Origin of the sequence: Microvirga sp. VF16 (assembly GCF_016864375.1) — a bacterium.
Taxonomy (GTDB): Bacteria; Pseudomonadota; Alphaproteobacteria; order Rhizobiales; family Beijerinckiaceae; genus Microvirga.
Map to the genome: position 1 here is coordinate 410825 of NZ_CP069354.1, position 25674 is coordinate 436498.

Here is a 25674-nt window from a genome sequence, read left to right on the forward strand (position 1 = left end):
CTCTCATGGCTCAAGCAACGAACGGCGCCGCCGTCAACGGCAAGGCCTATACCATCATCGACCATACCTTCGACGTGGTGATCGTGGGTGCAGGCGGCGCGGGTCTTCGCGCCACGGTCGGCTGCTCGCAGGCCGGCCTTCGCACCGCCTGCATCACCAAGGTGTTCCCGACCCGCTCGCACACGGTGGCCGCGCAGGGCGGCATCTCCGCCTCGCTCGGCAATATGGGGCCGGACGACTGGCGCTGGCACATGTACGACACCGTGAAGGGCTCGGACTGGCTCGGCGACCAGGACGCCATCGAGTATCTCGTGCGCAACGCGCCCGCCGCGGTCTATGAGCTGGAGCACTGGGGCGTTCCCTTCTCGCGCACCTCCGAGGGCAAGATCTACCAGCGCCCCTTCGGCGGCATGACGACCGAGTTCGGCAAGGGCACCGCGCAGCGCACCTGCGCGGCCGCCGACCGCACCGGCCACGCGATCCTGCACACGCTCTACGGTCAGGCCGTTCGCAACCAGACCAACTTCTTCATCGAGTATTTCGCCCTCGACCTGATGATGGATTCCGACGGCCGCTGCATCGGCGTCGTCGCGCTCAACCAGTCGACCGGTGAGATCCACCGCTTCCGCGCCCACATGACGATCCTCGCCACGGGCGGCTATGGACGCGCCTATTTCTCCGCCACCTCGGCCCATACCTGCACGGGCGACGGCAACGCCATGGTGCTGCGCGCCGGCCTGCCGCTGCAGGACATGGAGTTCGTGCAGTTCCACCCGACCGGCATCTACGGCTCGGGCTGCCTCATCACCGAAGGCGCGCGCGGGGAGGGCGGCTACCTCACCAACTCGGAAGGCGAGCGCTTCATGGAGCGCTATGCTCCTTCCGCCAAGGACCTTGCCTCCCGTGACGTGGTCTCGCGCGCGATGACCATGGAGATCCGCGCCGGCCGCGGTGTCGGCAAGAACAAGGATCACATCTATCTCCACCTCGATCACCTCGACCCGAAGATCCTGCATGAGCGCCTGCCCGGCATCTCGGAAAGTGCGAAGATCTTTGCGGGTGTCGACGTGACGAAGGAGCCGATCCCGGTCCTGCCGACCGTGCACTACAACATGGGCGGCATCCCGACGAACTATCACGGCGAAGTGCTGACGCTCAAAAACGGCAACCCCGACACCGTGGTGCCGGGCCTGATGGCCTTGGGCGAAGCGGCCTGCGTGTCCGTGCACGGCGCGAACCGCCTCGGCTCGAACTCGCTCATCGACCTCGTGGTGTTCGGCCGCGCGGCGGGCCTGCGCTGCGCCGAGATCCTGGAGCCGAACGCCCGTCATGCGGATCTGCCGAAGAACGCCGACGAGCTCGCGCTCTCGCGCCTCGACAAGTTCCGCTATGCCAAGGGCTCGACCTCGACCGCAGACCTGCGCCTCCAGATGCAGAAGACCATGCAGAACAACTGCGCGGTGTTCCGCACCGGCGAGGTGCTGGATGAGGGCGTGAAGCTCATCCACGATGTCTGGAACGCAGCCGCCGACATCAAGGTCACGGACCGCTCGCTGATCTGGAACACCGACCTTCTCGAGACGCTGGAGTTCGACAACCTGATCGGGCAGGCCGTCGTCACCATGGAGGGTGCTGCGAACCGTCAGGAATCCCGCGGCGCGCACGCCCGCGAGGACTTCTCCGAGCGCGACGACAAGAACTGGATGAAGCACACGCTCGCGTGGCTCGACGACACCTCCCACAAGGTGACCCTCGATTCCCGCCCGGTGCACACCTACACCATGTCGAACGACATCCAGTACATCGAGCCGAAGGCTCGCGTGTACTAAGGAAGACGAAAAACGATGGCCCAGTTTCAACTTCCCAAGAATTCCCGCTACACCGAAGGCAAGGCCTGGCCGAAGCCGGCGGGTGCCTCCAACGTCCAGGAATTCCGCATCTATCGCTGGAACCCGGATGACGGGCAGAACCCGCGCATCGACACCTATTATGTCGACCGCGACGATTGCGGCCCGATGGTTCTCGACGCCCTGTTGTGGATCAAGAACAACGTCGACTCGACGCTGGTCTTCCGCCGCTCCTGCCGAGAGGGCATCTGCGGCTCCTGCGCCATGAATATCATGGGCGGCAACACGCTCGCCTGCACGCTCGGCATCGACGATTGCGCCTCGGACTCGATCAAGATCTATCCGCTGCCGCACATGCCGGTGCTGAAGGATCTGGTGCCGGATCTGACGAGCTTCTTCGCCCAGCATGCTTCCATCGAGCCCTGGCTTCAGACCGAAACGCCGGCGCCCGAAAAGGAATGGCGTCAGACCCCGGAGGAGCGCTCGAAGCTCGACGGGCTCTATGAATGCATCCTCTGCGCCTGCTGCACCACTTCCTGCCCGAGCTATTGGTGGAACGGCGACCGGTTCCTTGGCCCGGCGGCCCTTCTGCAGGCCTATCGCTGGCTCATCGACAGCCGCGACGAGGCCACCGGCGAGCGCCTCGACAACCTGCACGATCCGTTCCGGCTCTATCGCTGCCACACGATCATGAACTGCGCCAACACCTGCCCCAAGGGGCTCAACCCGGCGAAAGCCATCGCCGAGATCAAGAAGATGATGATCGCGCGGGCCGTGTGACGTTTACGTCGGTGACGCTTCCTTGCAACATCTTCGTGAAAAGGCGCCACAGGCGCCTTTTTTTGTGAATTGTGATCTCATATGTCGTAACCGGAACAATGTTGGCCTGGGTTCATATTCCTCCTTATAGCCTAGGCCGCGTGATCAACCGTCCCAAGGACGGTCCCGTATGCGAGGATCAAGATGACGAAGCCGATTTGGCTGACGATGGCTGTGATGTGCTCCGCCCTGGCGCTCGGCGCGTGCTCCTCGACCCGGCTCGGCGGACCGCCGATCCGTGGCGCAGCCGCGGCGCCGATCACCGAGGCTCCGCCGGTCGAGGCGGTGCCGTCCGGCCCCATCGAGGCGTCGCCGCTGCCGCCGATCGCCGGCGCGCCGACAGTTCCCGATCCGATGGCTCCTCCCGGCGGCACCGATATCGCCGGCCTGCCGCCCGCGCCTCCGCCGCCGACCTTCGGGTCGCCTGCACCTACGGCACCCGCGCCCGCTCCGACACCGTCGAGCCGCACCGCCATGGTCGGCAACTGGAACGTCCAGACGTCCGGCGGTTCCTGCCGGGTCCAGCTCTCGAGCTCGCCCGCACTCGATCTCTACCGGGCTTCGGCCTCCGGCTGCTCGAACCAGGATCTGTCCAAGGTCAACGCCTGGGATTACCGCGACGGCGAGGTCTATCTCTACCAGACAGGCGGTTCGGTGGCGGCGCGCCTGCGCGGCTCGTCCTCGTCGCTCAGCGGCGTTCTCGCCAAATCCGGCGCGCCTGTCACTCTCTCGCGGTGAGGCCAGGGGCTGGCGGATTTTCAGCCCGGACCGGCCTGAAGACGTTTGCGCTGACATCCTGAGAGAGGTATCGATCATTCCGTGAACGACACCTCCTTCTCCTCGCCTCATTCCATCACGGCCCGCTACAACGCTCTCGTCGCTTCGGGTGCCATCGAGCGCGATCCGGCGCAGGTGGCGCTGCTCAAGCGTCTCGAGGCACTGGCCGAGAACCTCGCCAATCACCGCCTCGCCCGTAAGCCCAGCGCGCTCGGCTGGCTCTTCGGCAAGAAGAGCGCCGAGACGCCGAAGGGCCTTTACGTCTGGGGTTCGGTCGGGCGCGGCAAGACCATGCTGATGGACCTGTTCTTCGAGGCGCTGACCGTGAGGCGAAAGCGCCGGGTCCATTTCCATGCCTTCATGGCCGACGTGCACGAGCGCATCCATGCCTACCGCCAGAAATTGAAGGCCGGTCAGGTCACCGGTGACGATCCCATCGGTCCCGTAGCGGAGGCGCTGGCCGACGAGGCCTGGGTGCTCTGCTTCGACGAGTTCACCGTTACCGACATCGCAGACGCCATGATCCTCGGGCGCCTGTTCACGGCGCTCTTTGCTCGCGGAGTCGTGGTGGTTGCCACTTCGAACGTAGAGCCCGACCGGCTCTACGAGGGCGGCCTCAACCGCTCGCTCTTCCTGCCCTTCATCGGGTTGCTGCAGGAGCGGATGGCGGTGGTGAAGCTCGAATCCCGCACGGATTTCCGGCTTGAGAAGCTTGCCGGAAGTCCCGTCTTCTACACACCCGCAGACAACCACGCCCATCTTTGCCTGACCCGCGCCTTCAAGAGTCTGACCGGCCGCGAGAGCGGAAGGCCATTGACGTTGACCGTCAAAGGACATCCCGTCGAGGTGCCGCAGGCGGCGGGTGGCGTGGCGCGTTTTTCCTTCTCGGATCTCTGCTCAAAGCCCCTGGGCGCCGCCGATTACCTCACCGTCGCCGAGGAGTTTCACACGGTCGTCCTCGAAAACATCCCCAAAATGTCCTTCGAGCGGCGCAACGAGGCGAAGCGCTTCATTCTGCTCATCGATGCTCTCTACGACGCTCACGTAAAGCTCCTGGCCTCCGCAGAGGCCGAGGTGCATGAGCTCTATCATGCGGATTCCGGCCGCGAGGCCTTCGAGTTCGACCGCACCGTCTCCCGTCTCATCGAGATGCGGTCGGAGGAATACCTGTCCCTGCCGCATGGCCGCTCGGATTCGGAAGCTTCCGGCGACACGACGGGGCTTGCCGAGACATGAAGCGGCCGGCTGGCGCATCGTTGCGGGCCGCGGAGGCCGCTCCGGCCGATACAAGGCTTCTCGCCATCGCCGCCGACCAGCTCAAGGAATTCGGGCCCAAGCACATCACCGTGGTTGGTATTGCCGACGCCGCCGGCATGACCCATGCCAATGTCTATCGCTACTTTGCCAACAAGGCGGCTCTTATCGATGCGGTGGCCGGGCAATGGCTGCGGGAGATGGAGGCCGCCATCGCCGACGTTGCGGATTCCCCCGATCCTGCCGACGACAAGCTGGAGCGCCTGATCCAGGCTTGGGCCCGCCTCCACCGGGATCTCCTGAAGGAAGACCGGCATCTCTTCGACGTCTATTGCACGGCCACCGAGACGGCGCGTCCTCTCATCCGCAAGCACCGGGCCCGGATGCGCCTGCTGATCGAGCGGGTGCTGGACGAGGGGATCACGACGAGCAAGTTCGACCCCCGGGATCGGGAGAAGGCCCATGCCTTCATTACGGATTCCGTCTATCGCTTCATCAATCCGTTGACGGTTCGCCTTGATGCAGATGTCCCTCAGGACATCCTGGATCAGCGTCTCGCCACCATGATCCGGGTCGTCCTGCGGGCCCTGGCGAACGGTAGCGTGTAACGTTAGTTACAAATTTCAAAAAATGTAACAAGAAAATTAGAGCGGCTTCGGGGCGGTCAAGCTGCTGTAATAAAAAAGTATTTTTGAACGGTTAAGCTTGTTGCGACTTTTCCGAAGGCTCAAAGCGTTGCCCGTTAACCTTTTGGTCGCTTGATGGCGGCCCATCTCTCATGGCAAACAGCGCCACCTCAAAAAGGCTCCTGCCAAAAAACCCAAGGACAGACCATGGCCCGGAAAAAGATCGCGCTCATCGGTGCAGGCCAGATCGGCGGAACACTCGCCCATCTCGTCGGCTTGAAGGAACTCGGCGACGTCGTTCTCTTCGACATCGCGGAAGGCATTCCCCAGGGCAAAGGTCTCGATATCGCCGAATCCGCGCCGGTCGACGGGTTCGATGCCAAGTACAAGGGTGCGAACGACTACGCCGCCATCGAAGGCGCCGACGTGATCATCGTCACCGCCGGCGTGCCGCGCAAGCCCGGCATGAGCCGCGACGATCTCATCGGCATCAACCTCAAGGTCATGGAAGCGGTCGGCAACGGCATCAAGCAATATGCCCCGAACGCCTTCGTCATCTGCATCACCAACCCGCTCGACGCCATGGTGTGGGCGCTCCAGAAGTTCTCGGGCGTGAAGCCTGAGAAGATCGTCGGCATGGCCGGCGTGCTGGATAGCGCCCGCTTCCGTCACTTCCTGGCCGAAGAGTTCAACGTGTCGGTCGAGGACGTGACCGCCTTCGTGCTCGGCGGCCATGGCGACGACATGGTGCCGCTGGTGCGCTACTCCACGGTTGCCGGCGTTCCGCTCCCTGACCTCGTGAAGATGGGCTGGACCTCCCAGGAGAAGCTCGACGCCATGGTCGAGCGCACCCGCAAGGGTGGCGGCGAGATCGTCAACCTGCTCAAGACCGGCTCCGCCTTCTACGCTCCCGCCGCTTCGGCGATTGCAATGGCCGAGAGCTACCTCAAGGACAAGAAGCGCGTCCTGCCGTGCGCGGCCTACCTGAACGGCCAGTACGGCGTGAAGGACATGTTCGTGGGCGTTCCGATCGTGATCGGCGAGAACGGCGTCGAGCGCATCGTCGAGGTCGAGTTCTCCGCCGACGAGAAGGCCATGTTCGAGAAGTCCGTCGCTTCGGTGCAGGGCCTCGTCGACGCTTGCAAGCAGATCAACTCGGCTCTGAAGTAAAGCGTCATCCCGGCCGAAGAGCCGGGATCGCATGACGAGTTTGACGCGGTCAACGATCCCGGATCGACTACGGCGTCCGGGATGACGAAAGAGAAGAGCACATGAACATCCATGAATATCAAGGCAAAGCGGTCCTGAAGGAATTCGGCCTGCCTGTCTCCCGCGGCATCGCCATCTTCTCGCCCGACGAGGCGGAAGCCGCCGCCAAGGAACTCGGCGGTCCGCTCTGGGTCGTGAAGTCCCAGATCCATGCGGGCGGCCGCGGCAAGGGCAAGTTCAAGGAAGCCGCTGCCGGCGAGAAGGGCGGCGTGCGTCTCGCCAAGTCGGTGGAAGAGGTCAAGGAGTTCGCCAAGCAGATGCTCGGCAACACCCTGGTGACGATCCAGACGGGCGAAGCCGGCAAGCAGGTCAATCGTCTTTACATCGAAGACGGCTCCGACATCGACACCGAGCTCTATCTCTCCATGCTCGTCGACCGCGCCACGGGCCAGGTCGCCTTCGTCGTCTCGACGGAAGGCGGCATGGACATCGAGCAGGTCGCGCATGACACTCCTGAGAAGATCCTCACCTTCTCCGTCGACCCTGCCACCGGCATCATGCCCCATCACGGCCGCACGGTCGCCAAGGCGCTGGGCCTGAAGGGCGCGCTCGCCAAGGAAGCCGAGGATCTGGTGACCAAGCTCTACACGGCCTTCACCGCGAAGGACATGGAGATGCTGGAGATCAACCCGCTGATCGTCACCAAGGATCAGCACCTCAAATGCCTCGACGCCAAGATCTCCTTCGACGGCAACGCTCTCTATCGTCACTCCGACGTGGTTGGCTTACGCGACATCACGGAAGAGGACGAGAAGGAAATCGAAGCCTCCAAGTTCGACCTCGCCTATATCGCCCTCGACGGCACCATCGGCTGCATGGTCAACGGCGCCGGCCTCGCCATGGCGACGCTCGACATCATCAAGCTCTACGGCGAAGAGCCGGCGAACTTCCTCGATGTCGGCGGCGGCGCGTCGGAAGAGAAGGTGACGGCGGCGTTCAAGATCATCACCGCCGATCCGAACGTGAAGGGCATCCTCGTCAACATCTTCGGCGGCATCATGAAATGCGACGTCATCGCCCGCGGCGTTCTCGCCGCCGTGAAGGCGGTCGGCCTGCAGGTCCCGCTGGTGGTGCGCCTCGAAGGCACCAACGTGGAAGAGGGCAAGCAGATCATCCGTGAATCCGGCCTCAACGTGATCCCGGCGGACGACCTCGACGACGCCGCCCAGAAGATCGTGAACGCCGTGCGCGGCGGAAAGTAAGGTTTCGAGCTGATGTCCATCCTCATCAACAAAGACACCAAGGTCATCTGCCAGGGCTTCACCGGCAAGAACGGGACCTTCCATTCCGAGCAGGCGATCGCCTACGGCACCAAGATGGTCGGCGGCACCTCGCCCGGCAAAGGCGGCTCGACGCACCTGAACCTGCCCGTGTTCGACACGGTCATGGAAGCGCGCGAGAAGACCGGCGCCGATGCTTCCGTCGTCTATGTTCCGCCGCCGGGCGCGGCGGACGCCATCTGCGAGGCGATCCAGGCCGAGATCCCGCTCATCGTCTGCATCACCGAAGGCATCCCGGTGCTCGACATGGTGCGCGTGAAGCGTGCGCTCGAAGGCTCCAAGTCGCGCCTCGTCGGCCCGAACTGCCCGGGCATCGTCACCGCCGGCGAGTCGAAGATCGGCATCATGCCGGCCAACATCTTCAAGCCCGGCTCCGTCGGCATCGTGTCGCGCTCCGGCACGCTCACCTACGAGGCCGTGTTCCAGACCACCAACGAAGGCCTCGGCCAGACGACGGCGGTCGGCATCGGCGGTGACCCGGTGAAGGGCACCGAGTTCATCGAGATGCTCGACATGTTCCTCTCCGACCCCAAGACCGAGTCGATCGTCATGATCGGCGAGATCGGTGGCTCGGCCGAGGAAGAGGCGGCCGCGTTCATCGCCCGCGAGGCCAAGAAGGGCCGCAAGAAGCCGATGGTCGGCTTCATCGCCGGCCGCACGGCTCCTCCCGGACGCCGCATGGGCCATGCCGGTGCCATCATCTCCGGTGGCAAGGGCGGTGCCGAGGACAAGATCGCCGCCATGGAGGCCGCGGGCATCCGCGTGTCGCCGTCGCCGGCGCGCCTCGGCAAGACCCTCGTCGAGGTTCTCAAGGGTAAGTAACAAGTCAGGCCGCCCCGACGACGGGGCGGCCAACCAGCTTTTTGGATTGTAGATTGCCATGGCACGCCAAGACGCCAACCAAAACCTCCTGAACACCGCTTTCCTCTACGGGGCGAATGCGTCCTATATCGAGGAGCTCCAGGCCCGCTATGAGAAGGATCCCGCCTCGGTCGATGCCGAGTGGCAGGCTTTCTTCGGCGCGTTGAAGGACGACAAGCAGGCTGTCGAGAAGGCGGCCAACGGTCCGTCCTGGGAAAAACAGAACTGGCCGATCCATGCCAATGGCGAGCTGATCTCCGCCCTCGACGGCAACTGGACCCAGATCGAGAAGGTTGTCGGCGACAAGATCAAGGCGAAGGCGGAAGCCAAGGGCGCCGAGATCAGCCAGATCGACGTGCAGCAGGCGACACGCGATTCCATTCGCGCCATCATGCTGATCCGCGCCTATCGCGTGCGCGGCCACCTGCATGCCAAGCTCGATCCGCTCGAGATCAATCCGCGTCCGAACGATCAGGAACTGCACCCCTCCCATTACGGCTTCACGGAAGCCGACTGGGATCGCAAGATCTTCCTCGACAACGTGCTCGGCCTCGAGTTCGGCACGGTCCGCGAGATCGTCGGCATCCTGGAGCGCACCTACTGCCAGACACTCGGCGTCGAGTTCATGCACATCTCCGATCCGGTCGAGAAGGCCTGGATTCAGGAGCGCATCGAAGGGCCGGATAAGGAAATCTCCTTCACCAAGGAAGGCAAGCGCGCCATCCTCAACAAGCTCGTCGAGGCGGAAGGCTTCGAGAAGTTCCTGGATGTCCGCTATACCGGCACCAAGCGCTTCGGCCTCGACGGCGGCGAGTCGCTCATCCCGGCGCTCGAGCAGATCATCAAGCGCGGTGGCAATCTCGGCGTGAAGGAAATCGTGTTCGGCATGGCCCATCGCGGTCGCCTCAACGTGCTGACCCAGGTGATGGGCAAGCCGCACCGGGCACTGTTCCATGAATTCAAGGGCGGTTCCTTCGCGCCGGACGACGTGGAAGGCTCGGGTGACGTGAAGTATCACCTCGGCGCTTCCTCCGACCGCAATTTCGACGGCAACAACGTCCACCTGTCGCTCACCGCGAATCCGTCGCACCTCGAGATCGTCGATCCGGTGGTGCTCGGCAAGGTCCGCGCCAAGCAGGACCAGCACGGCTGCTCGCCTGACAACCGCACGGCCGTGATGCCGCTCCTCATCCATGGTGACGCGGCCTTCGCGGGCCAGGGCGTCGTGGCGGAGTGCCTGGGCTTGTCGGGCCTGCGCGGTCACCGCACCGGCGGCTCGATCCACTTCATCATCAACAACCAGATCGGCTTCACCACCGATCCGCGTTTCTCGCGCTCCTCGCCCTATCCGTCGGATGTGGCGAAGATGGTCGAGGCGCCGATCTTCCACGTGAACGGCGACGATCCGGAGGCTGTCACGTTCGCCGCGAAGGTGGCAGCGGAGTACCGCCAGCGGTTCCAGAAGCCCGTCGTCATCGACATGTTCTGCTACCGCCGCTTCGGTCACAACGAGGGCGACGAGCCGGCCTTCACCCAGCCGCTCATGTACCGCAAGATCCGCTCGCATCCGGCGATCGTCGAGCTCTATTCCAAGAAGCTCATCGCTGAGGGCGTCATCACCGAGGCCGAGGTCGAGGAGATGAAGTCGAGCTGGCGCTCGAAGCTCGATGCCGAGTTCGACATCGCGTCCAACTACAAGCCCAACAAGGCCGACTGGCTCGACGGACGCTGGTCGGGCCTCAAGGCGGTGCGCGAGGATCAGGACGATCCGCGCCGCGGCCAGACCGGCATCTCGGTCGAGACCATCCAGCAGATCGGCAAGGCGCTCACCACGATTCCGGAGGGCTTCCACCTCCATCGCACGATCCAGCGCTTCCTCGACAATCGCAAGAAGATGCTGGAAACCGGCGAGGGCATCGATTGGGCCATGGCCGAGGCGCTCGCCTTCGGTTCGCTCCTGCTCGAAGGCCATCGCGTGCGCCTCTCCGGCCAGGACGTGGAGCGCGGCACCTTCTCGCAGCGCCACACGGTTCTCACCGACCAGGAGAACGAGGAGCGCTACACCAACCTCAACCACATCAGCGAGAACCAGGCCCGCTACGAGGTCATCAACTCGATGCTCTCGGAAGAGGCGGTGCTCGGCTTCGAATACGGCTACACCCTCTCCGAGCCCAACGCGCTGACCCTGTGGGAAGCGCAGTTCGGCGATTTCGCCAACGGCGCCCAGGTGGTGTTCGACCAGTTCATCTCGTCGGGCGAGCGCAAATGGCTGCGCATGTCGGGCCTCGTCTGCCTGCTGCCGCACGGCTATGAGGGCCAGGGGCCGGAGCATTCCTCCGCCCGTCTGGAGCGCTGGCTGCAGATGTGCGCCGAGGACAACATGCAGGTCGGGTACTGCTCGACGCCGTCGAACTACTTCCACATCCTGCGCCGGCAGCTGAAGCGCGATTTCCGCAAGCCGCTGATCCTGATGACGCCGAAGTCCCTGCTGCGCCACAAGCGCTGCACGTCCACCATCGCCGACATCGCGGAAGGAACGCATTTCCACCGCGTGCTGCAGGACGACGCTCAGACCGGGCGCGAGAATTTCAAGCTGGTGAAGGACGACAAGATCCGGCGCGTGGTGATCTGCACGGGCAAGGTCTATTACGACCTGCTCGAAGAGCGCGAGAAGCGGGGCATCGACGATGTCTATCTGCTGCGCGTCGAGCAGCTCTATCCATTCCCGGCGAAGTCGGTGGCTGCAGAGCTCTCCCGCTTCAAGAAGGCCGACGTGGTGTGGTGCCAGGAAGAGCCCAAGAACATGGGCTCCTGGATGTTCGTCGAGCCCTATCTCGAGTGGGTGCTCAAGACGGCCGGCTCCAAGGTGGATCGTCCGCGCTATGTGGGACGTCCCGCCTCCGCCGCCACCGCCACAGGCCTCATGTCCAAGCACACGGCCCAATTGCAGGCTTTCCTCGACGAGGCTTTCGCGGCTTAAACACCGCGACGGCTCTCACCCCATTCCAAGGGGCTCGAAAGAGTCCCGCAAGACCCGAAGACGACCATGGCAACCGAAATCCGCGTACCCACCCTTGGCGAATCCGTGTCAGAGGCCACCATCGGCCGCTGGTTCAAGAAGCCCGGCGATCCCGTGAAGGCCGACGAGCCCGTGCTCGAGCTCGAGACCGACAAGGTGACGCTCGAGGTCAACGCTCCTGCGAGCGGCACGCTCGGCGACATCATCGCCAAGGACGGTGAGACGGTGAGCCCCGGGGCAGTGCTCGGCTCCATCGTCGAGGGCGGCGCTGCGGCTGCCGCCGCGCCCGCGCCGAAGGCCGAGGCTCCCAAGGCCGCTCCGGCCCCGGCTCCCGCCCCCGCACCGGCCGCTCCCGGCGCCGCCAAGGATCATGGTCCGGCGGTCGCCCGTCTGGCAGCCGAGAGCGGCGTGAGCCCGGCCGGTGTCGCCGGCTCCGGTAAGGACGGACGCGTGACCAAGGGCGACATGCTCGCCGCCATCGCCACGGGTGGCGCTGCGGCTCCCGCGCCTGCCGCTCCTGTCCAGGTCCGTGCTCCCTCCGCTCCGGTCGATGCCGAGCGCGAAGAGCGCGTGAAGATGACGAAGCTGCGCCAGACCATCGCGCGTCGTCTGAAGGATGCACAGAACAGTGCCGCGATGCTCACCACGTTCAACGACGTGGACATGAGCGCGGTGATGAACCTGCGCAGCCAGTACAAGGACGTGTTCGAGAAGAAGCACGGCACCAAGCTCGGTTTCATGGGCTTCTTCACCAAGGCGGTGATCCAGGCGCTCAAGGACGTTCCGGCCGTCAACGCCGAGATCGACGGTCAGGATCTCGTCTTCAAGAATTACTACCACATCGGCATCGCGGTCGGCACCGATAAGGGCCTCGTGGTTCCGGTGGTGCGCGATGCGGACGATCTCTCGGTCGCCGGCATCGAGAAGAAGATCGCCGATTTCGGCCGCCGCGCCCGCGACGGCAAGCTCTCCATCGACGAGATGCAGGGCGGCACCTTCACCATCACCAATGGCGGCATCTACGGCTCGCTCCTGTCCACGCCGATTCTCAACGCGCCTCAATCCGGCATCCTCGGCATGCACCGCATCGAGGAGCGACCGGTCGTCCGCAACGGCCAGATCGTCGTGCGTCCGATGATGTATCTCGCGCTCTCCTACGATCACCGCATCGTCGACGGCAAGGAAGCCGTGACCTTCCTGGTGCGGGTCAAGGAGGCGCTGGAAGATCCGGCCCGCCTCGTTCTCGATCTGTAATCAAAACACCTCATCATGCCCGGCCTTGTGCCGGGCATCCACGCCTTCTGAACCGGGCGGCCATTTCAAGACGTGGATGGCCGGGACAAGCCCGGCCATGACGTAAAAAGGGATGATTCCCATGTCCTACGATGTCATCGTCATCGGCACCGGCCCGGGTGGCTACGTGGCCGCCATCCGGGCCGCGCAGCTCGGCCTGAAGACCGCCGTCGTCGAGAAGCGCAAGACCCATGGCGGCACCTGCCTCAACGTGGGCTGCATCCCCTCGAAGGCGCTGCTGCACGCCTCGCACATGTTCGAGGATGCGCGCGATCACTTCGCCGGTCTCGGCATCGGCGTTTCCGCGCCGACGCTCGATCTCAAGACGATGCAGTCCTTCAAGCAGGAAGGCGTCGACGGCAACACCAAGGGCGTCGAATTCCTGCTCAAGAAGAACAAGATCGATGCTTTCATCGGCACCGCGCGCATCGCCGCCGTCGGTCAGGTCGAGGTGACCGCCGAGGACGGCTCGAACCAGATGCTCGAGACGAAGAACATCATCATCGCCACGGGTTCGGATGTAACGCGCCTGCCGGGTGTCGAGATCGACGAGACGGTCGTCGTCTCCTCGACCGGCGCGCTCGAACTCGAGAGCGTGCCGAAGCGCCTCGTGGTCATCGGTGCCGGCGTGATCGGCCTGGAGCTCGGCTCCGTGTGGCGCCGCCTCGGATCCGAAGTGACGGTGGTGGAATATCTCGACCGCATCCTGCCCGGCATGGATGGCGAGGTCGCCAAGAACTTCCAGCGCATCCTCTCGAAGCAGGGCTTCCAGTTCAAGCTCGGCTCCAAGGTCACCAAGGTCGAGAAGACGGCCAACGGCGCGACGCTCACCTTCGAGCCCGCCGCCGGCGGCACGCCTGAGACCATCGAGGCCGATGTGGTGCTCGTCGCCATCGGCCGCGTGCCCTACACGCAGGGCCTCGGCCTCGACCATGCGGGCGTCCAGCTCGACAATCGCGGCCGTATCCAGACCGATGCGCATTTCTCCACCAACGTCACCGGCATCTACGCCATCGGCGACGTGATCGCCGGCCCCATGCTCGCCCACAAGGCCGAGGACGAAGGTGTTGCTGTGGCGGAAATCATCGCCGGCAAGGCAGGCCACGTGAACTACGACGTGATCCCGAGCGTGGTCTACACGTTCCCCGAGGTCGCCTCCATCGGCAAGACCGAGGAGGAATTGAAGGATGCGGGCATCGCCTACAACGTCGGCAAGTTCCCCTTCACGGCCAACGGCCGCGCCAAGGTCAACCGCACCACGGACGGCTTCGTGAAGATCCTGGCCGATGCCACCACCGACAAGGTGCTCGGCGTCCACATCATCGGCCCGGAAGCCGGAAACCTCATCCACGAGGCGGCGATCACCATGGAGTTCGGCGGATCCTCCGAGGACATGGCCCGCACCTGCCACGCGCATCCGACGCTCGCGGAAGCTGTGAAGGAAGCAGCGCTCGCGGTAGAGAAGCGTGCCATCCATATGTAATATGGATTCATGGCAAAGCTTCACTTCATCTATTCGGTGATGAATGCAGGCAAGACGACCCATCTCCTGCAGGTTCGCTACAATTACATCGAGAACGGCGGCAACGTGCTGCTGTTCACGAGCCTGATCGACGACCGCTTCGGCGTCGGCAAGGTGAAATCCCGCATCGGCCTCGAGGCCGATGCGATCCCCTTGAGGAAGAGCGACGACATCGGCGCCCTCGTCTCCGCCGAGCACGCGAAAAAGCCGGTCACGGTGGTTCTGATCGACGAAGTCCAGTTCATGACGGCGGACCAAGTCCGCCAGCTCGCCTGGATCGTCGACGAGCTGAACGTCCCGGTCATGGCCTACGGGCTGAAGAACAACGTCTACGGCACGCTGTTCAGCGATGCCATCATCGCCATGATGGCGCTGGCTCAGGATTTTCAGGAGATCAAGCAGCTCTGCCATTGCGGCCGCAAGGCGACGATGATCCTGAAATACGACCGCAACGGCGAGGCCGTGCGCTCCGGCGAGGTGGTCGAGATCGGCGGCGAAGGCCGCTACGTCTCCGTCTGCCGGCCCCATTGGACGGCGGGCGATATCGGGCCGGCGGCGCGACAATTGCTGGCTCAGCCCGTGGCGGCTGAGTAGGCTCTGTCTCCATCCGCCGGCGCTCCTGCCCGATATCTCAATCGTGGCCATCCCCGGACTTGACGCTGCCGCTGTCATCCCCGGCGGCCGCAGGCCGGGAAGGGGATCCACGATCAGGTGCGGAGGATACGTTCCCTTCCTCTCCGCCGACGTGTCCTTCCGGAAATGACATCCTCCACGTCATCCCCGGGCTTGTCCCGGCCATGACGCAGATGAGGTGGAGGCCGAAGGTATGTTCTGTTTTTGTTCTTGACAATTCTCCTAAACCCGGCTATATCGTGAGGGTCTCTTCTTCGAGGGGCGCGCTCGCGAGGCGTCGCAGTGTGGAAGACGACCCGGTCTCGCTGGTCCGCCTCGCAAGCGGATCAGGCGAGTGGCCCAGGATGCTGGGCGGGTAGTCGGGATCGGTCGCAGGCCGCCGTCGCGCAGACGGTCACCGCCGGCGGCGGTTGACTGAGCCGGCCTCTCCTGTCCGCCGAAACAAACCGGACGCGAAGAGACAGTTCGGCTCTTCCATCTCCCATCAGCGCAATCGAGCCGGGCTGCCTGTCGCGCCACCCTCGATCACCACTCAGGCTCGCAGCGCAAGCTGCGGGCCCCACGGTGCTGGCTCTTTGACAGACACATCCGTCATCCCGGGGCTGCGCAGCAGAGCCCGGGATCCATAACCACGACCTTTGACCAGTTCGGCATCGTCAGTGGTTATGGATCCCCGCCTTTGCGAGGATGACAGTGTTGAGGTTCAGGCGCCGCATTCTCTAAGCGATCCCGGATCGTCTACGCCGTCCAGAATGACACCTTCAGGCTTCCGATTTCACCCGTGCCCGCGGGTGCGCCGCGTTGAACGCATCCATCAGCCTTGCCGCATCCACCTTCGTGTAGAGCTGCGTGGTCGAGAGCGAGGCGTGGCCCAGCAATTCCTGGATGCCGCGCAGGTCGCCGCCCTTGGCCAGCAGATGCGTCGCGAAGGAATGGCGCAGCGCGTGAGGCGTGGCGCTTTCCGGAAGACCGAGGGCGCCGCGCAGTTCCTCGACGGCAAGCTGGATGATGCGGGGCGAGAGTGGCCCGCCGCGGGCGCCGACGAAGAGGGAGCCTTCCGGTGGAATCGCATAGGGGCAGAGCTGCAGATATTCTTCCACCGCGCGCTGGATCGGCGGAATCACCGGCACACTGCGCATCTTGCCACCCTTGCCGGTGACCGTGATCGTATCGATGCCGTTCACCGGTGCATCGCGCCGCTGCAATCCGAGCGCCTCCGAAATACGCAAGCCCGCGCCGTAGAGGAGCGACAGCACGGCGGCGTCCCGTGCCAGGATCCAGGGCTTGCGGCTCTCTCCTGCCCGCGTTTCCGCATCCGTCACGGCGACGGCCGAGGAGGCAGAGAGGGGGCGCGGCAGGTTCTTGTCCACCTTCGGGGTGCGAATCGCCGCAAAGGCCGAGGCCGTCCCGAATCCCTCCCGCTCCAGATGACGGGCGAAGGAGCGCAGGGCCGCGAGCTGACGCATGAGGGAACGGCTTCCCACCGAATCCATGCGCCGGGCCGCCAGGAAGGCGCGGATATCCATCGGCTTCAGGCCGAGGATTCCCTTCACGCCGGGCGGCTCGCCGAGATGGTTCGTCAGAAAGGTCAGGAACTGGCGCAGGTCCCGGGCATAGGCCTCGACGGTTTTGCCTGAGAGCCGCCGCTCCTTGGCGAGGGAGGCGAGCCACGCCATCGCCTCACGGCGGGTGTCATCTGCGCCGGGAAGGACGAGATCGAGGGCATTTTGCGTGGCGCTGCTTGACATGAGTCCCATTTATGCAAGGGCAGAACCATAACAGTCACAGGTTAACTCCTTATCAAATGACAAGCCGCATCGCCGATGTCCTCATCCCGCTGGCGCTGGACACGGCCTATTCCTATGCCGTGCCGGATGGCCTCGCCCTCAAGGAGGGCGACGTGGTGCAGGTGCCGCTCGCCAACCGTGAAGTGGCGGGCGTCGTCTGGTCATTACGCGAAGGGCAGGGCGGCAATCTGAAGAAGGTGACGGGCGTCATCGAGGCGCCGAACCTGTCGCCCAACATGCGCAAGTTCCTGGATTGGATCGCCTGGTACACCCTGGCGCCCAAGGGTTCGGCCCTCGCCATGGGCTTGAAGATCCCGGACCCGGACCGGCAGGAGGTCTCGCGGGTCGGCGTGAAGCTGGCAGGTGCCTTGCCGAAGCGCATGACGCCCGCGCGGCAGAAGGTGATCGAGGTCGCCCAGGACGGAATCGTGCGGTTGAAGAGCGAGCTGGCGCATGCGGCGGGGGTCAGCGCCGGCGTGGTCAACGGCCTGATCGACGAGGGCACCCTCGAGACGGTGGCGCTTCTGGCCGAGCCCGTCGCCGAGATGCCCGATCCGGTCTTTAATCACACGGCGCTCTCCGACGGCCAGGGTGATGCGGCAGAAAAGCTCGTCGCCGCCATGAGCGAGGAGCATCCCCCGGTCATCCTGCTCGAAGGCGTCACGGGTTCCGGCAAGACCGAGGTCTATTTCGAGGCGGTGGCCGAGGCTGTGCGGACCGGCCGGCAGGCCCTGATCCTCATGCCGGAGATTGCGCTGACGGCCCAGTTCCTCGACCGGTTCGCCGCCCGCTTCGGCGTCAAGCCGGCGACCTGGCATTCCGGCGTCACGGGCCGCAAGCGCGAGCGGCTCTATACAGCCATCGCGGCGAACGAGGTGAAGGTGGTGGCGGGCGCCCGCTCGGCCCTGTTCCTGCCTTACGCCGATCTCGGCCTCATCGTCGTCGATGAGGAACACGAGACCGCCTACAAGCAGGATGACGGGGTTCATTACCATGCCCGCGACATGGCGGTGGTGCGGGGCAAGATCGAGAATGCCCCGGTGGTGCTAGCCTCCGCGACGCCGTCGATCGAGAGCCGGGTCAATGTGGAGCGCGGGCGCTATCGCCACGTGAAGCTCCCCGAACGATTCGGCGGGCGCTCGATGCCGCAGATCCGGGCCGTGGACCTGCGCAAGGAGCAGATCCCGAAAGGACGCTGGCTCTCGCCGACCCTGGTGACGGCCGTAGAGCAGACCGTCGGACGAGGCGAGCAGGCCCTGCTCTTCCTCAACCGGCGCGGCTATGCGCCCTTAACCCTCTGCCGGGCCTGCGCCCATCGTTACGAATGCCCGAACTGTTCCTCCTGGCTGGTCGAGCACCGGTTCCGGCGCTCCCTCGTCTGCCATCATTGCGGCCACGTGGAGCGCACGCCTCACGCCTGCGTCGAATGCGGCAGCGTCGATTCGCTGGTGCCCTGCGGCCCCGGCGTCGAGCGGATCGCGGAAGAGGCGGCGGAGCTGTTTCCTGACAAGCGCTGCATCGTGCTCTCCAGCGATTTTCCCGGCGGCACGGAGCGGCTGCGGGCGGAGTTGGCGGCCATCGCGGCGGGCGAGTTCGACATCGTCATCGGCACCCAGCTCGTGGCCAAGGGGCACAACTTCCCACTCATGACGCTGGTTGGCGTGCTCGATGCCGATATCGGCCTCACCTCGGGCGATCCGCGGGCTGCCGAGCGCACCTTCCAGATGCTCCAGCAGGTGACGGGCCGCGCCGGGCGCGGCGAGAAGCCGGGCCGGGCCCTGGTCCAGACCTGGCAGCCGGACCATCCGGTCATCGCGGCTCTCATCTCCGGCGATGCGGAGCGGTTCTACGAGGAGGAGACCCGTGTCCGCGAGATGGCGGGCCTGCCGCCCTTTGGCCGCTTGGCCTCCCTCATCGTTTCGGCCGAGGAGCGCGAGGTGGCGGAAGCCCATGCCCGCGCCATGGCGCTCGTGGCGGAACCGCCGCCCGGTGTCACGGTGCTCGGCCCCGCCGAGGCGCCGCTCGCCCTGATCCGGGGCCGCTATCGCTTCCGGCTCCTGGCCAAAACCGAGCGCGAGGTGGACCTTCAGGCCTACTTGAGGAGCTGGATGGCCCGCTGCCCGAAAATCCGCGGCAACACGCGCGTCTCCATCGACGTGGACCCGCAGAGCTTCTTGTGATTAAGCAAGATCCTCGCATCAAGACAGGCACCATGACCAAGATCGTCCATTGCATCCGCCACGGCCAATCGACCTTCAACGCCCATTTCGCAGAGCACGGCGAGGACCCGCTGCATTTCGATGCGCCTCTGACCGACCTCGGTCAGCGACAGGTGGCCGAGCGGGCGCCGGAGCTGCGCCAGCACGCCTATGAGCTCATTGTGACATCCCCGCTGACCCGGGCGATCCAGACCACCATGGGGCTGTTCGGAACGCATCCGTCCTCACCGCCGATCCTCGTCGAATGCCTCCACCGGGAACATCTGGAGAGCAGCTGCGATGTGGGGCGTGCCGTTTCCCAGCTGTCACAGGACTTTCCGCATCTGCACTTCGGACATCTGGAGGAAGTCTGGTGGCATAACGACGGCGAGGTGAACGAACGGGGCTTCATCTACGAGCCTGCCCACGTGTTCGAGGAAAGGGTCGAGCGGTTTCGGGGCTGGCTCGCCGCGCGGCCGGAGACGATGATTGCCGTCGTCGGGCATGGCACCTTCTTCAGCAAGCTTGTCGGGCGGTTCCTGAGCAACTGCGAAGTTGCCGCCCTGGAGCTTTAGGGCGTTTTTCGACGAAGGGGCTCCTCAGGAGCTTTACCTTAACCGGGTGCTCGGTTTTTTCCCGGCCAGACAGGGCCCAGCTCGCCTTGCGCCTCAGAAAAACCCATGCTAGTGCACCCTCGCCTGACGGGGGAGAAGGCTCCCGCCCCGGGCTCATTTCCACACCTGACGGGTTTCCCGAGGGCCTCGTTCGAGAGGCATTCCCGGTCCGAGGCCCGTTAAGACACGAGAGAGACGGTTACGTGGCGCAAAGCGGTTCGCAAGAAGGACCCCTCCTGTCGGGCGTAGCACTGCGCTATGCTTCGGCGCTGTTCGAACTCGCCCGGGAAGCGAATTCGGTGGATGCCGTTGAAAGCGACCTCGGCCGCTTCGATCAGCTGATCCGCGGTAGCGAAGACCTTCAGCGCCTGATCCAGAACCCCGTTTTCACGGCTGAAGAGCAGGCGGGCGCGATTGGAGCCGTCCTCGACAAGGCGGGCATTTCCGGCCTTGCCGGCAACTTCATCCGTCTCGTCGCGTCCAAGCGCCGCCTCTTTGCGCTGCCCGACATGATCCGCGCCTACCGGAACCTCGTCTCCGAAGCCAAGGGCATCGTCCAGGCGCAGGTCACTCTGGCGGAAGCGCCGTCCGACACCGTTCTCAACGAAATCAAGGCGGCGCTGCGCGACGTCGCCAAGGCTGACGTCTCCGTCGACGTCAAAATCGACCCGAGCCTCATCGGCGGTCTCATCGTGAAGATGGGGTCCCGCATGGTGGATGCCTCGGTGCGCACCAAACTCAATTCCATTCGTCTAGCGATGAAAGAGGTCCGCTGATGGACATTCGAGCCGCTGAGATCTCCGCGATCCTCAAAGAGCAGATCAAGAACTTCGGTACCGAAGCTGAAGTCACCGAAGTCGGGCAGGTTCTGTCCGTCGGTGACGGTATCGCCCGTTGCTACGGCCTCGACAAGGTCCAGGCCGGTGAGATGGTCGAATTCGAGAGCGGCGTGCGTGGCATGGCCCTCAACCTCGAGACCGACAATGTCGGCGTCGTGGTGTTCGGCTCCGACCGCGAGATCGCCGAAGGCCAGACCGTGAAGCGCACCGGCGCCATCGTGGACGTGCCGGTCGGCAAGGGCCTGCTCGGCCGCGTCGTCGACGCGCTCGGCAACCCCATCGACGGCAAGGGTCCGATCCAGGCCACCGAGCGCCGCCGCGTCGACGTGAAGGCCCCCGGCATCATTCCGCGCAAGTCGGTGCACGAGCCAATGGCGACGGGCCTCAAGTCGATCGACGCCCTGATCCCGGTCGGCCGCGGCCAGCGCGAGCTGATCATCGGTGACCGCCAGACCGGCAAGACCGCGATCGCCCTCGACACGATCCTCAACCAGAAGCCGCTGAACCAGGGCGACGACGAGAGCCAGAAGCTCTATTGCGTCTATGTCGCCATCGGCCAGAAGCGCTCCACGGTGGCTCAGTTCGTGAAGGTTCTCGAAGAGAACGGCGCGCTGGAATATTCCATCATCGTCGCGGCCACCGCGTCCGATCCGGCCCCGATGCAGTTCCTGGCGCCCTTCGCCGGCTGCGCCATGGGCGAGTACTTCCGCGACAACGGCATGCATGCCGTGATCACCTATGACGATCTGTCCAAGCAGGCCGTCGCCTACCGTCAGATGTCGCTCCTGCTCCGCCGCCCGCCGGGCCGCGAGGCTTATCCGGGCGACGTGTTCTACCTGCACTCCCGCCTGCTCGAGCGCGCTGCGAAGCTCAACGAGGAGAACGGTTCGGGTTCGCTCACCGCTCTGCCGGTCATCGAGACGCAGGCCAACGACGTGTCGGCCTACATCCCGACCAACGTGATCTCGATCACCGACGGCCAGATCTTCCTCGAGACGGACCTCTTCTACCAGGGCATCCGCCCGGCGGTGAACGTCGGCCTCTCGGTGTCGCGCGTGGGCTCCTCGGCCCAGACAAAGGCGATGAAGAAGGTCGCAGGCAAGATCAAGGGCGAGCTGGCGCAGTACCGCGAGATGGCGGCCTTCGCTCAGTTCGGCTCCGACCTCGATGCCACGACGCAGCGCCTGCTGAACCGCGGCTCGCGCCTGACCGAGCTCCTGAAGCAGCCGCAATTCTCGCCGCTGAAGATGGAAGAGCAGGTCGCCGTGATCTATGCCGGCGTGAACGGCTACCTCGACAGTCTGGCCCTCAATCGGGTGCGCGCCTTCGAGGACGGCCTGCTGTCGGTCCTGCGCGGCAAGCACGCCGATCTCCTCGATGCCATCCGCGCTTCGAAGGACCTGTCGAGCGACTCGGAAGCGAAGCTCAAGGACGTCGTCCAGAACTACGCCAAGTCTTTCTCGTAAAGGTCTTTCTCGTAAAGACTTGCGTTTTCGTAAGATCCAGCCGGTTTTCCGGAGAGGGTAGGGACGCTCGATGCCGAGCTTAAAAGACCTTCGTAACCGCATCGCCTCGGTTAAGGCGACGCAGAAGATCACCAAGGCCATGCAGATGGTGGCCGCCGCGAAGCTGCGCCGCGCGCAGTCCGCGGCGGAAGCCGCGCGCCCTTACGCGGAGCGCATGGCCGTGGTGCTCGGCAACCTCGCGTCCGGCATCACCATCGGGCCCGACACGCCGCGTCTTCTGGCCGGCACCGGTTCCGACCGCGTTCACCTGCTGGTCGTCTGCACCGCGGAGCGCGGCCTGTGCGGGGCGTTCAACTCGTCGATCGCGCGTCTTGCCCGCGATCATGCCACCCGGCTCCTGGCCGAGGGCAAGACCATCAAGATCATCTGCGTCGGCAAGAAGGGCTACGACATCCTGCGCCGCCAGTTCGCCGAGCAGATCATCGAGCTCATCGACCTGCGCTCTGTGCGTCAGCTCGGATTCGAGCAGGGCGACATGATCGCTCAGAAGATCCTCGCGCGATTCGAGGCGGGCGAGTTCGACGTGGCGACGTTGTTCTACTCGCGCTTCCGCTCGGTGATTGCCCAGATCCCGACCGCGCAGCAGATCATCCCAGCCCAGATCGAGGCCAGCGCCGGCGCCCCCGACGCGGTCTATGAGTACGAGCCCGAGGAAGGCGAGATCCTCGCGACGCTCCTGCCGCGGAACCTCACCGTGCAGATCTTCCGGGCGCTGCTCGAGAATGCAGCCTCCGAACAGGGCGCCCGCATGAGCGCCATGGACAATGCGACCCGCAACGCGGGCGAGATGATCAAGAAGCAGACGATGACCTATAACCGGTCGCGTCAGGCGATGATCACCAAGGAACTGATCGAAATCATTTCGGGCGCCGAGGCGCTCTGACGAATCCGAGAGGAGCCTCACATGGCTAACACCGCTACTCCCGCCGGCAAGGTCGGTCACATCACCCAGGTCATCGGCGCCGTCGTCGACGTGCAGTTCGACGGACACCTGCCCGAGATCCTCAATGCTCTCGAGACCACGAACGGCGGCAACCGCCTCGTGCTCGAAGTAGCCCAGCAGCTCGGCGAAAGCACCGTGCGCTGCATTGCCATGGACACCTCCGAAGGCCTCGTCCGCGGCCAGCCCGTCACCGATACCGGCGCACCGATCTCGGTGCCGGTCGGCGACGGAACGCTCGGCCGCATCATGAACGTCATCGGCGAGCCGGTCGATGAAGCCGGCCCGATCCCGGCGCAAGGCGTCCGCGCTATCCACCAGCCCGCTCCGTCTTACGCCGAGCAGGCCACCGAAGCCCAGATCCTCGTCACGGGCATCAAGGTCGTCGACCTGCTCGCTCCCTACGCCAAGGGCGGCAAGATCGGTCTCTTCGGCGGCGCCGGCGTCGGCAAGACCGTGCTCATCATGGAGCTCATCAACAACGTCGCGAAGGCGCATGGCGGCTATTCTGTGTTCGCCGGCGTCGGCGAGCGCACCCGCGAGGGCAACGACCTCTATCACGAGATGATCGAGTCGGGCGTGAACAAGCATGGCGGCGGCGAAGGCTCCAAGTGCGCCCTCGTCTACGGCCAGATGAACGAGCCTCCGGGTGCCCGCGCCCGCGTCGCGCTGACCGGTCTCACCGTTGCCGAGAACTTCCGCGACCAGGGCCAGGACGTGCTGTTCTTCGTGGACAACATCTTCCGCTTCACGCAGGCCGGCTCCGAAGTGTCGGCGCTTCTCGGCCGTATCCCTTCCGCGGTGGGCTATCAGCCGACGCTTGCGACCGACATGGGCATGCTGCAGGAGCGCATCACCACCACCAACAAGGGCTCGATCACCTCGGTGCAGGCGATCTACGTGCCCGCCGACGACCTGACCGATCCGGCTCCGGCCACCTCCTTCGCCCACCTCGACGCCACGACCGTGCTGTCGCGTTCGATCGCCGAGAAGGGCATCTATCCGGCGGTGGATCCGCTCGACTCGACCTCGCGCATGCTCTCCGCCGCGATCCTCGGCGAGGAGCACTACAATGTCGCGCGTTCGGTGCAGCAGATTCTGCAGCGCTACAAGTCGCTTCAGGACATCATCGCGATCCTGGGCATGGACGAGCTCTCCGAAGAGGACAAGCTCACCGTGGCCCGCGCCCGCAAGATCGAGCGCTTCCTGTCGCAGCCCTTCTTCGTGGCCGAAGTCTTCACCGGTTCGCCGGGCAAGCTCGTCGCTCTCGAAGACACCATCAAGGGCTTCAAGGGTCTCGTGGAAGGCAAGTACGATCACCTTCCCGAAGCTGCCTTCTACATGGTCGGCAGCATCGAGGAAGCCGTCGAGAAGGCCCAGCGCCTCGCAGCCGAAGCGGCTTAAGTTAAATTAAGCAGCATCCCGGAGCCGTGCCTGCACGCTCCGGGATGCTCTTGTCCAAGCGTATCTCCCAAACGATTCCCGATCATCGGTCGGGATGATGAGGAGCTCAGATGGCTACCTTCAACTTCGAACTCGTCTCTCCCGAGCGGGTGCTGTTCTCCGGCGAGGTCGACGCCGTCGTGCTGCCGGCGACCGAGGGCGACATGACGGTTCTGGCCGGCCATTCGCCGGTGATGACCACCCTCAAGACCGGGTTCCTCGTCGTCACCAGCACGCCCGGCAATGGGCGCCGCGTCCTCGTGCGCGGTGGCTTCGCCGACGTGAACCAGAACGGCCTTACGGTCCTCGCCGAGCGCGCTCTTCCGGAGGAGGAGCTGACTCAGGATATCCTCGACCAGGAGATCCTGACAGCGGAAATGCACTACGACGCCACCAACGAACCGGCAGCCAAGCATGCAGCTGAATCGGCCATCGCACAGCTGCGCGAAGCCAAGGCGGCGCTGAACTTCTAAGCTGAAACAACCCGGCCCCGAGCCGGGTTTTTCATTTCATGGACCAGACCGCGCCGCTCATCCTCACACTGACATTCGACGAGCGAGCCTTCGCCTTCTTCGAAGAGAGAAGACGGCGCTACTTTCCTTCCAAGTCCAATTTCATCCCCGCGCATCTCACGCTGTTCCATGCTCTGCCGGGTGAGCATCTTCCAATCATTCAGCATGACATCGAGACGTGGGTTCCAGGCCAGAAACCCTTCATTCTTGATGTGACAGGTCTGCGCTCTCTCGGGCGCGGCGTTGCATATATGCTTGAATCGGCGGAATTGGCACAGCTGCGCCGACATCTTGCCCTGCAATGGATTGACTGGCTCAAGCCGCAGGACCGGCAGAACCATGATCCGCATGTGACGGTGCAGAACAAGGTCGATCCGACTCAGGCCAGGGCTCTCCTGGAAGAACTGAGCGACAGATTCAAGTCGTTTCAGGTTAAGGCCGTTGGGCTCGAGTTGTGGTGGTATCGCGGTGGACCGTGGGAGAAAGTGAGGCGTTTTCACTTTGGTTCGTGAAGTCACCGCAACGTCATGGCCGTGCTTGTCACGGCCATCCACGTCTTTTCTAGGTGCGTCCAAAGACGTGGATCCCCGGAACAAGTCCGGGGATGACGAGAGA

Annotated in this window: 21 protein-coding genes; 20 read left to right on the forward strand and 1 reads right to left on the reverse strand. The window is 64.4% G+C overall.

Going from position 1 to position 25674, the window contains the following annotated elements; all coding sequences use genetic code 11:
• Positions 1–5: 5 nt before the first annotated feature.
• The 12 genes from sdhA to JO965_RS02095 all read left to right on the forward strand — a co-directional run bounded on the left by sdhA (position 6) and on the right by JO965_RS02095 (position 15161).
• Positions 6–1829, forward strand: a complete 1824-nt coding sequence (gene sdhA / locus JO965_RS02040; RefSeq protein ID WP_203442059.1) for a succinate dehydrogenase flavoprotein subunit — start codon at positions 6–8, stop codon at positions 1827–1829.
• A 15-nt stretch (positions 1830–1844) separates the two neighbouring features.
• Entirely contained in the window at positions 1845–2627 is a 783-nt protein-coding gene (locus JO965_RS02045; protein ID WP_203442060.1) for a succinate dehydrogenase iron-sulfur subunit, read from the forward strand.
• 183 nt (positions 2628–2810) lie between these two features.
• The gene (locus JO965_RS02050; protein WP_203442061.1) at positions 2811–3404 is read left to right on the forward strand and encodes an AprI/Inh family metalloprotease inhibitor; all 594 of its coding nucleotides are present in this window, start codon (positions 2811–2813) and stop codon (positions 3402–3404) included.
• An 81-nt stretch (positions 3405–3485) separates the two neighbouring features.
• Positions 3486–4679 carry a cell division protein ZapE gene (zapE, locus tag JO965_RS02055; protein ID WP_246776713.1) on the forward strand — a complete coding sequence of 398 codons (1194 nt, stop codon included), beginning with the start codon at positions 3486–3488 and terminating at the stop codon, positions 4677–4679.
• Positions 4676–5305: a TetR/AcrR family transcriptional regulator gene (locus tag JO965_RS02060; protein ID WP_203442062.1), complete on the forward strand. Its 630-nt coding sequence runs from the start codon at positions 4676–4678 to the stop codon at positions 5303–5305. The genes zapE and JO965_RS02060 overlap by 4 nt, the downstream gene beginning before the upstream one ends.
• A gap of 225 nt (positions 5306–5530) precedes the next feature.
• A complete protein-coding gene (gene mdh, locus JO965_RS02065) occupies positions 5531–6493 on the forward strand; it encodes a malate dehydrogenase (RefSeq protein WP_203442063.1) in 963 nt (320 codons plus the stop codon).
• Positions 6494–6594: 101 nt separating this feature from the next.
• A complete protein-coding gene (sucC, locus tag JO965_RS02070; RefSeq protein ID WP_203442064.1) occupies positions 6595–7794 on the forward strand; it encodes an ADP-forming succinate--CoA ligase subunit beta in 1200 nt (399 codons plus the stop codon).
• Positions 7795–7806: 12 nt separating this feature from the next.
• Complete coding sequence (gene sucD, locus JO965_RS02075) at positions 7807–8694, forward strand: succinate--CoA ligase subunit alpha (RefSeq protein ID WP_203442065.1); 888 nt, start codon at positions 7807–7809, stop codon at positions 8692–8694.
• A 58-nt stretch (positions 8695–8752) separates the two neighbouring features.
• Positions 8753–11713 carry a 2-oxoglutarate dehydrogenase E1 component gene (locus tag JO965_RS02080; protein WP_203442066.1) on the forward strand — a complete coding sequence of 987 codons (2961 nt, stop codon included), beginning with the start codon at positions 8753–8755 and terminating at the stop codon, positions 11711–11713.
• Positions 11714–11779: 66 nt separating this feature from the next.
• A complete protein-coding gene (gene odhB, locus JO965_RS02085) occupies positions 11780–13006 on the forward strand; it encodes a 2-oxoglutarate dehydrogenase complex dihydrolipoyllysine-residue succinyltransferase (protein WP_203442067.1) in 1227 nt (408 codons plus the stop codon).
• Between the two features lie 121 nt (positions 13007–13127).
• Positions 13128–14528: a dihydrolipoyl dehydrogenase gene (gene lpdA / locus JO965_RS02090; protein WP_203442068.1), complete on the forward strand. Its 1401-nt coding sequence runs from the start codon at positions 13128–13130 to the stop codon at positions 14526–14528.
• Between the two features lie 9 nt (positions 14529–14537).
• The gene (locus JO965_RS02095; RefSeq protein WP_203442069.1) at positions 14538–15161 is read left to right on the forward strand and encodes a thymidine kinase; all 624 of its coding nucleotides are present in this window, start codon (positions 14538–14540) and stop codon (positions 15159–15161) included.
• Between the two features lie 800 nt (positions 15162–15961).
• On the opposite strand, the gene JO965_RS02100 is transcribed toward JO965_RS02095, so the two are convergent.
• Positions 15962–16948 carry a tyrosine recombinase XerC gene (locus JO965_RS02100; protein ID WP_246776714.1) on the reverse strand — a complete coding sequence of 329 codons (987 nt, stop codon included), beginning with the start codon at positions 16946–16948 and terminating at the stop codon, positions 15962–15964.
• Between the two features lie 56 nt (positions 16949–17004).
• On the opposite strand from JO965_RS02100, the gene JO965_RS02105 reads away from it, so the two are divergent.
• The 8 genes from JO965_RS02105 (at position 17005) to JO965_RS02140 (ending at position 25571) form a co-directional block, all read left to right on the forward strand.
• Positions 17005–19167 carry a primosomal protein N' gene (locus JO965_RS02105; protein WP_203442071.1) on the forward strand — a complete coding sequence of 721 codons (2163 nt, stop codon included), beginning with the start codon at positions 17005–17007 and terminating at the stop codon, positions 19165–19167.
• Positions 19168–19199: 32 nt separating this feature from the next.
• Positions 19200–19760, forward strand: coding sequence for a histidine phosphatase family protein (locus JO965_RS02110; protein ID WP_203442072.1), 561 nt, complete (start codon positions 19200–19202; stop codon positions 19758–19760).
• Between the two features lie 242 nt (positions 19761–20002).
• Entirely contained in the window at positions 20003–20575 is a 573-nt protein-coding gene (locus JO965_RS02115) for a F0F1 ATP synthase subunit delta (protein ID WP_203442073.1), read from the forward strand.
• On the forward strand, positions 20575–22104 hold the full coding sequence (gene atpA / locus JO965_RS02120) for a F0F1 ATP synthase subunit alpha (RefSeq protein WP_203442074.1): 1530 nt from the start codon (positions 20575–20577) through the stop codon (positions 22102–22104). The genes JO965_RS02115 and atpA overlap by 1 nt, the downstream gene beginning before the upstream one ends.
• 70 nt (positions 22105–22174) lie before the next feature.
• Entirely contained in the window at positions 22175–23047 is an 873-nt protein-coding gene (locus JO965_RS02125; RefSeq protein WP_203442075.1) for a F0F1 ATP synthase subunit gamma, read from the forward strand.
• A gap of 21 nt (positions 23048–23068) precedes the next feature.
• Complete coding sequence (gene atpD / locus JO965_RS02130; RefSeq protein ID WP_203442076.1) at positions 23069–24508, forward strand: F0F1 ATP synthase subunit beta; 1440 nt, start codon at positions 23069–23071, stop codon at positions 24506–24508.
• A gap of 110 nt (positions 24509–24618) precedes the next feature.
• Positions 24619–25020, forward strand: a complete 402-nt coding sequence (locus JO965_RS02135) for a F0F1 ATP synthase subunit epsilon (protein WP_203442078.1) — start codon at positions 24619–24621, stop codon at positions 25018–25020.
• Positions 25021–25058: 38 nt separating this feature from the next.
• Complete coding sequence (locus tag JO965_RS02140; RefSeq protein ID WP_203442080.1) at positions 25059–25571, forward strand: 2'-5' RNA ligase family protein; 513 nt, start codon at positions 25059–25061, stop codon at positions 25569–25571.
• Positions 25572–25674: the final 103 nt, after the last annotated feature.

Coding starts and splice junctions, on each gene's coding strand:
- sdhA (WP_203442059.1), top strand. CDS start 6: ATGGCTCAAGCAACGAACGGCGCCGCCGTCAACGGCAAGGCCTATACC.
- JO965_RS02045 (WP_203442060.1), top strand. CDS start 1,845: ATGGCCCAGTTTCAACTTCCCAAGAATTCCCGCTACACCGAAGGCAAG.
- JO965_RS02050 (WP_203442061.1), top strand. CDS start 2,811: ATGACGAAGCCGATTTGGCTGACGATGGCTGTGATGTGCTCCGCCCTG.
- JO965_RS02060 (WP_203442062.1), top strand. CDS start 4,676: ATGAAGCGGCCGGCTGGCGCATCGTTGCGGGCCGCGGAGGCCGCTCCG.
- mdh (WP_203442063.1), top strand. CDS start 5,531: ATGGCCCGGAAAAAGATCGCGCTCATCGGTGCAGGCCAGATCGGCGGA.
- sucC (WP_203442064.1), top strand. CDS start 6,595: ATGAACATCCATGAATATCAAGGCAAAGCGGTCCTGAAGGAATTCGGC.
- sucD (WP_203442065.1), top strand. CDS start 7,807: ATGTCCATCCTCATCAACAAAGACACCAAGGTCATCTGCCAGGGCTTC.
- JO965_RS02080 (WP_203442066.1), top strand. CDS start 8,753: ATGGCACGCCAAGACGCCAACCAAAACCTCCTGAACACCGCTTTCCTC.
- odhB (WP_203442067.1), top strand. CDS start 11,780: ATGGCAACCGAAATCCGCGTACCCACCCTTGGCGAATCCGTGTCAGAG.
- lpdA (WP_203442068.1), top strand. CDS start 13,128: ATGTCCTACGATGTCATCGTCATCGGCACCGGCCCGGGTGGCTACGTG.
- JO965_RS02095 (WP_203442069.1), top strand. CDS start 14,538: ATGGCAAAGCTTCACTTCATCTATTCGGTGATGAATGCAGGCAAGACG.
- JO965_RS02100 (WP_246776714.1), bottom strand. CDS start 16,948: ATGTCAAGCAGCGCCACGCAAAATGCCCTCGATCTCGTCCTTCCCGGC.
- JO965_RS02105 (WP_203442071.1), top strand. CDS start 17,005: ATGACAAGCCGCATCGCCGATGTCCTCATCCCGCTGGCGCTGGACACG.
- JO965_RS02110 (WP_203442072.1), top strand. CDS start 19,200: ATGACCAAGATCGTCCATTGCATCCGCCACGGCCAATCGACCTTCAAC.
- atpA (WP_203442074.1), top strand. CDS start 20,575: ATGGACATTCGAGCCGCTGAGATCTCCGCGATCCTCAAAGAGCAGATC.
- JO965_RS02125 (WP_203442075.1), top strand. CDS start 22,175: ATGCCGAGCTTAAAAGACCTTCGTAACCGCATCGCCTCGGTTAAGGCG.
- atpD (WP_203442076.1), top strand. CDS start 23,069: ATGGCTAACACCGCTACTCCCGCCGGCAAGGTCGGTCACATCACCCAG.
- JO965_RS02135 (WP_203442078.1), top strand. CDS start 24,619: ATGGCTACCTTCAACTTCGAACTCGTCTCTCCCGAGCGGGTGCTGTTC.
- JO965_RS02140 (WP_203442080.1), top strand. CDS start 25,059: ATGGACCAGACCGCGCCGCTCATCCTCACACTGACATTCGACGAGCGA.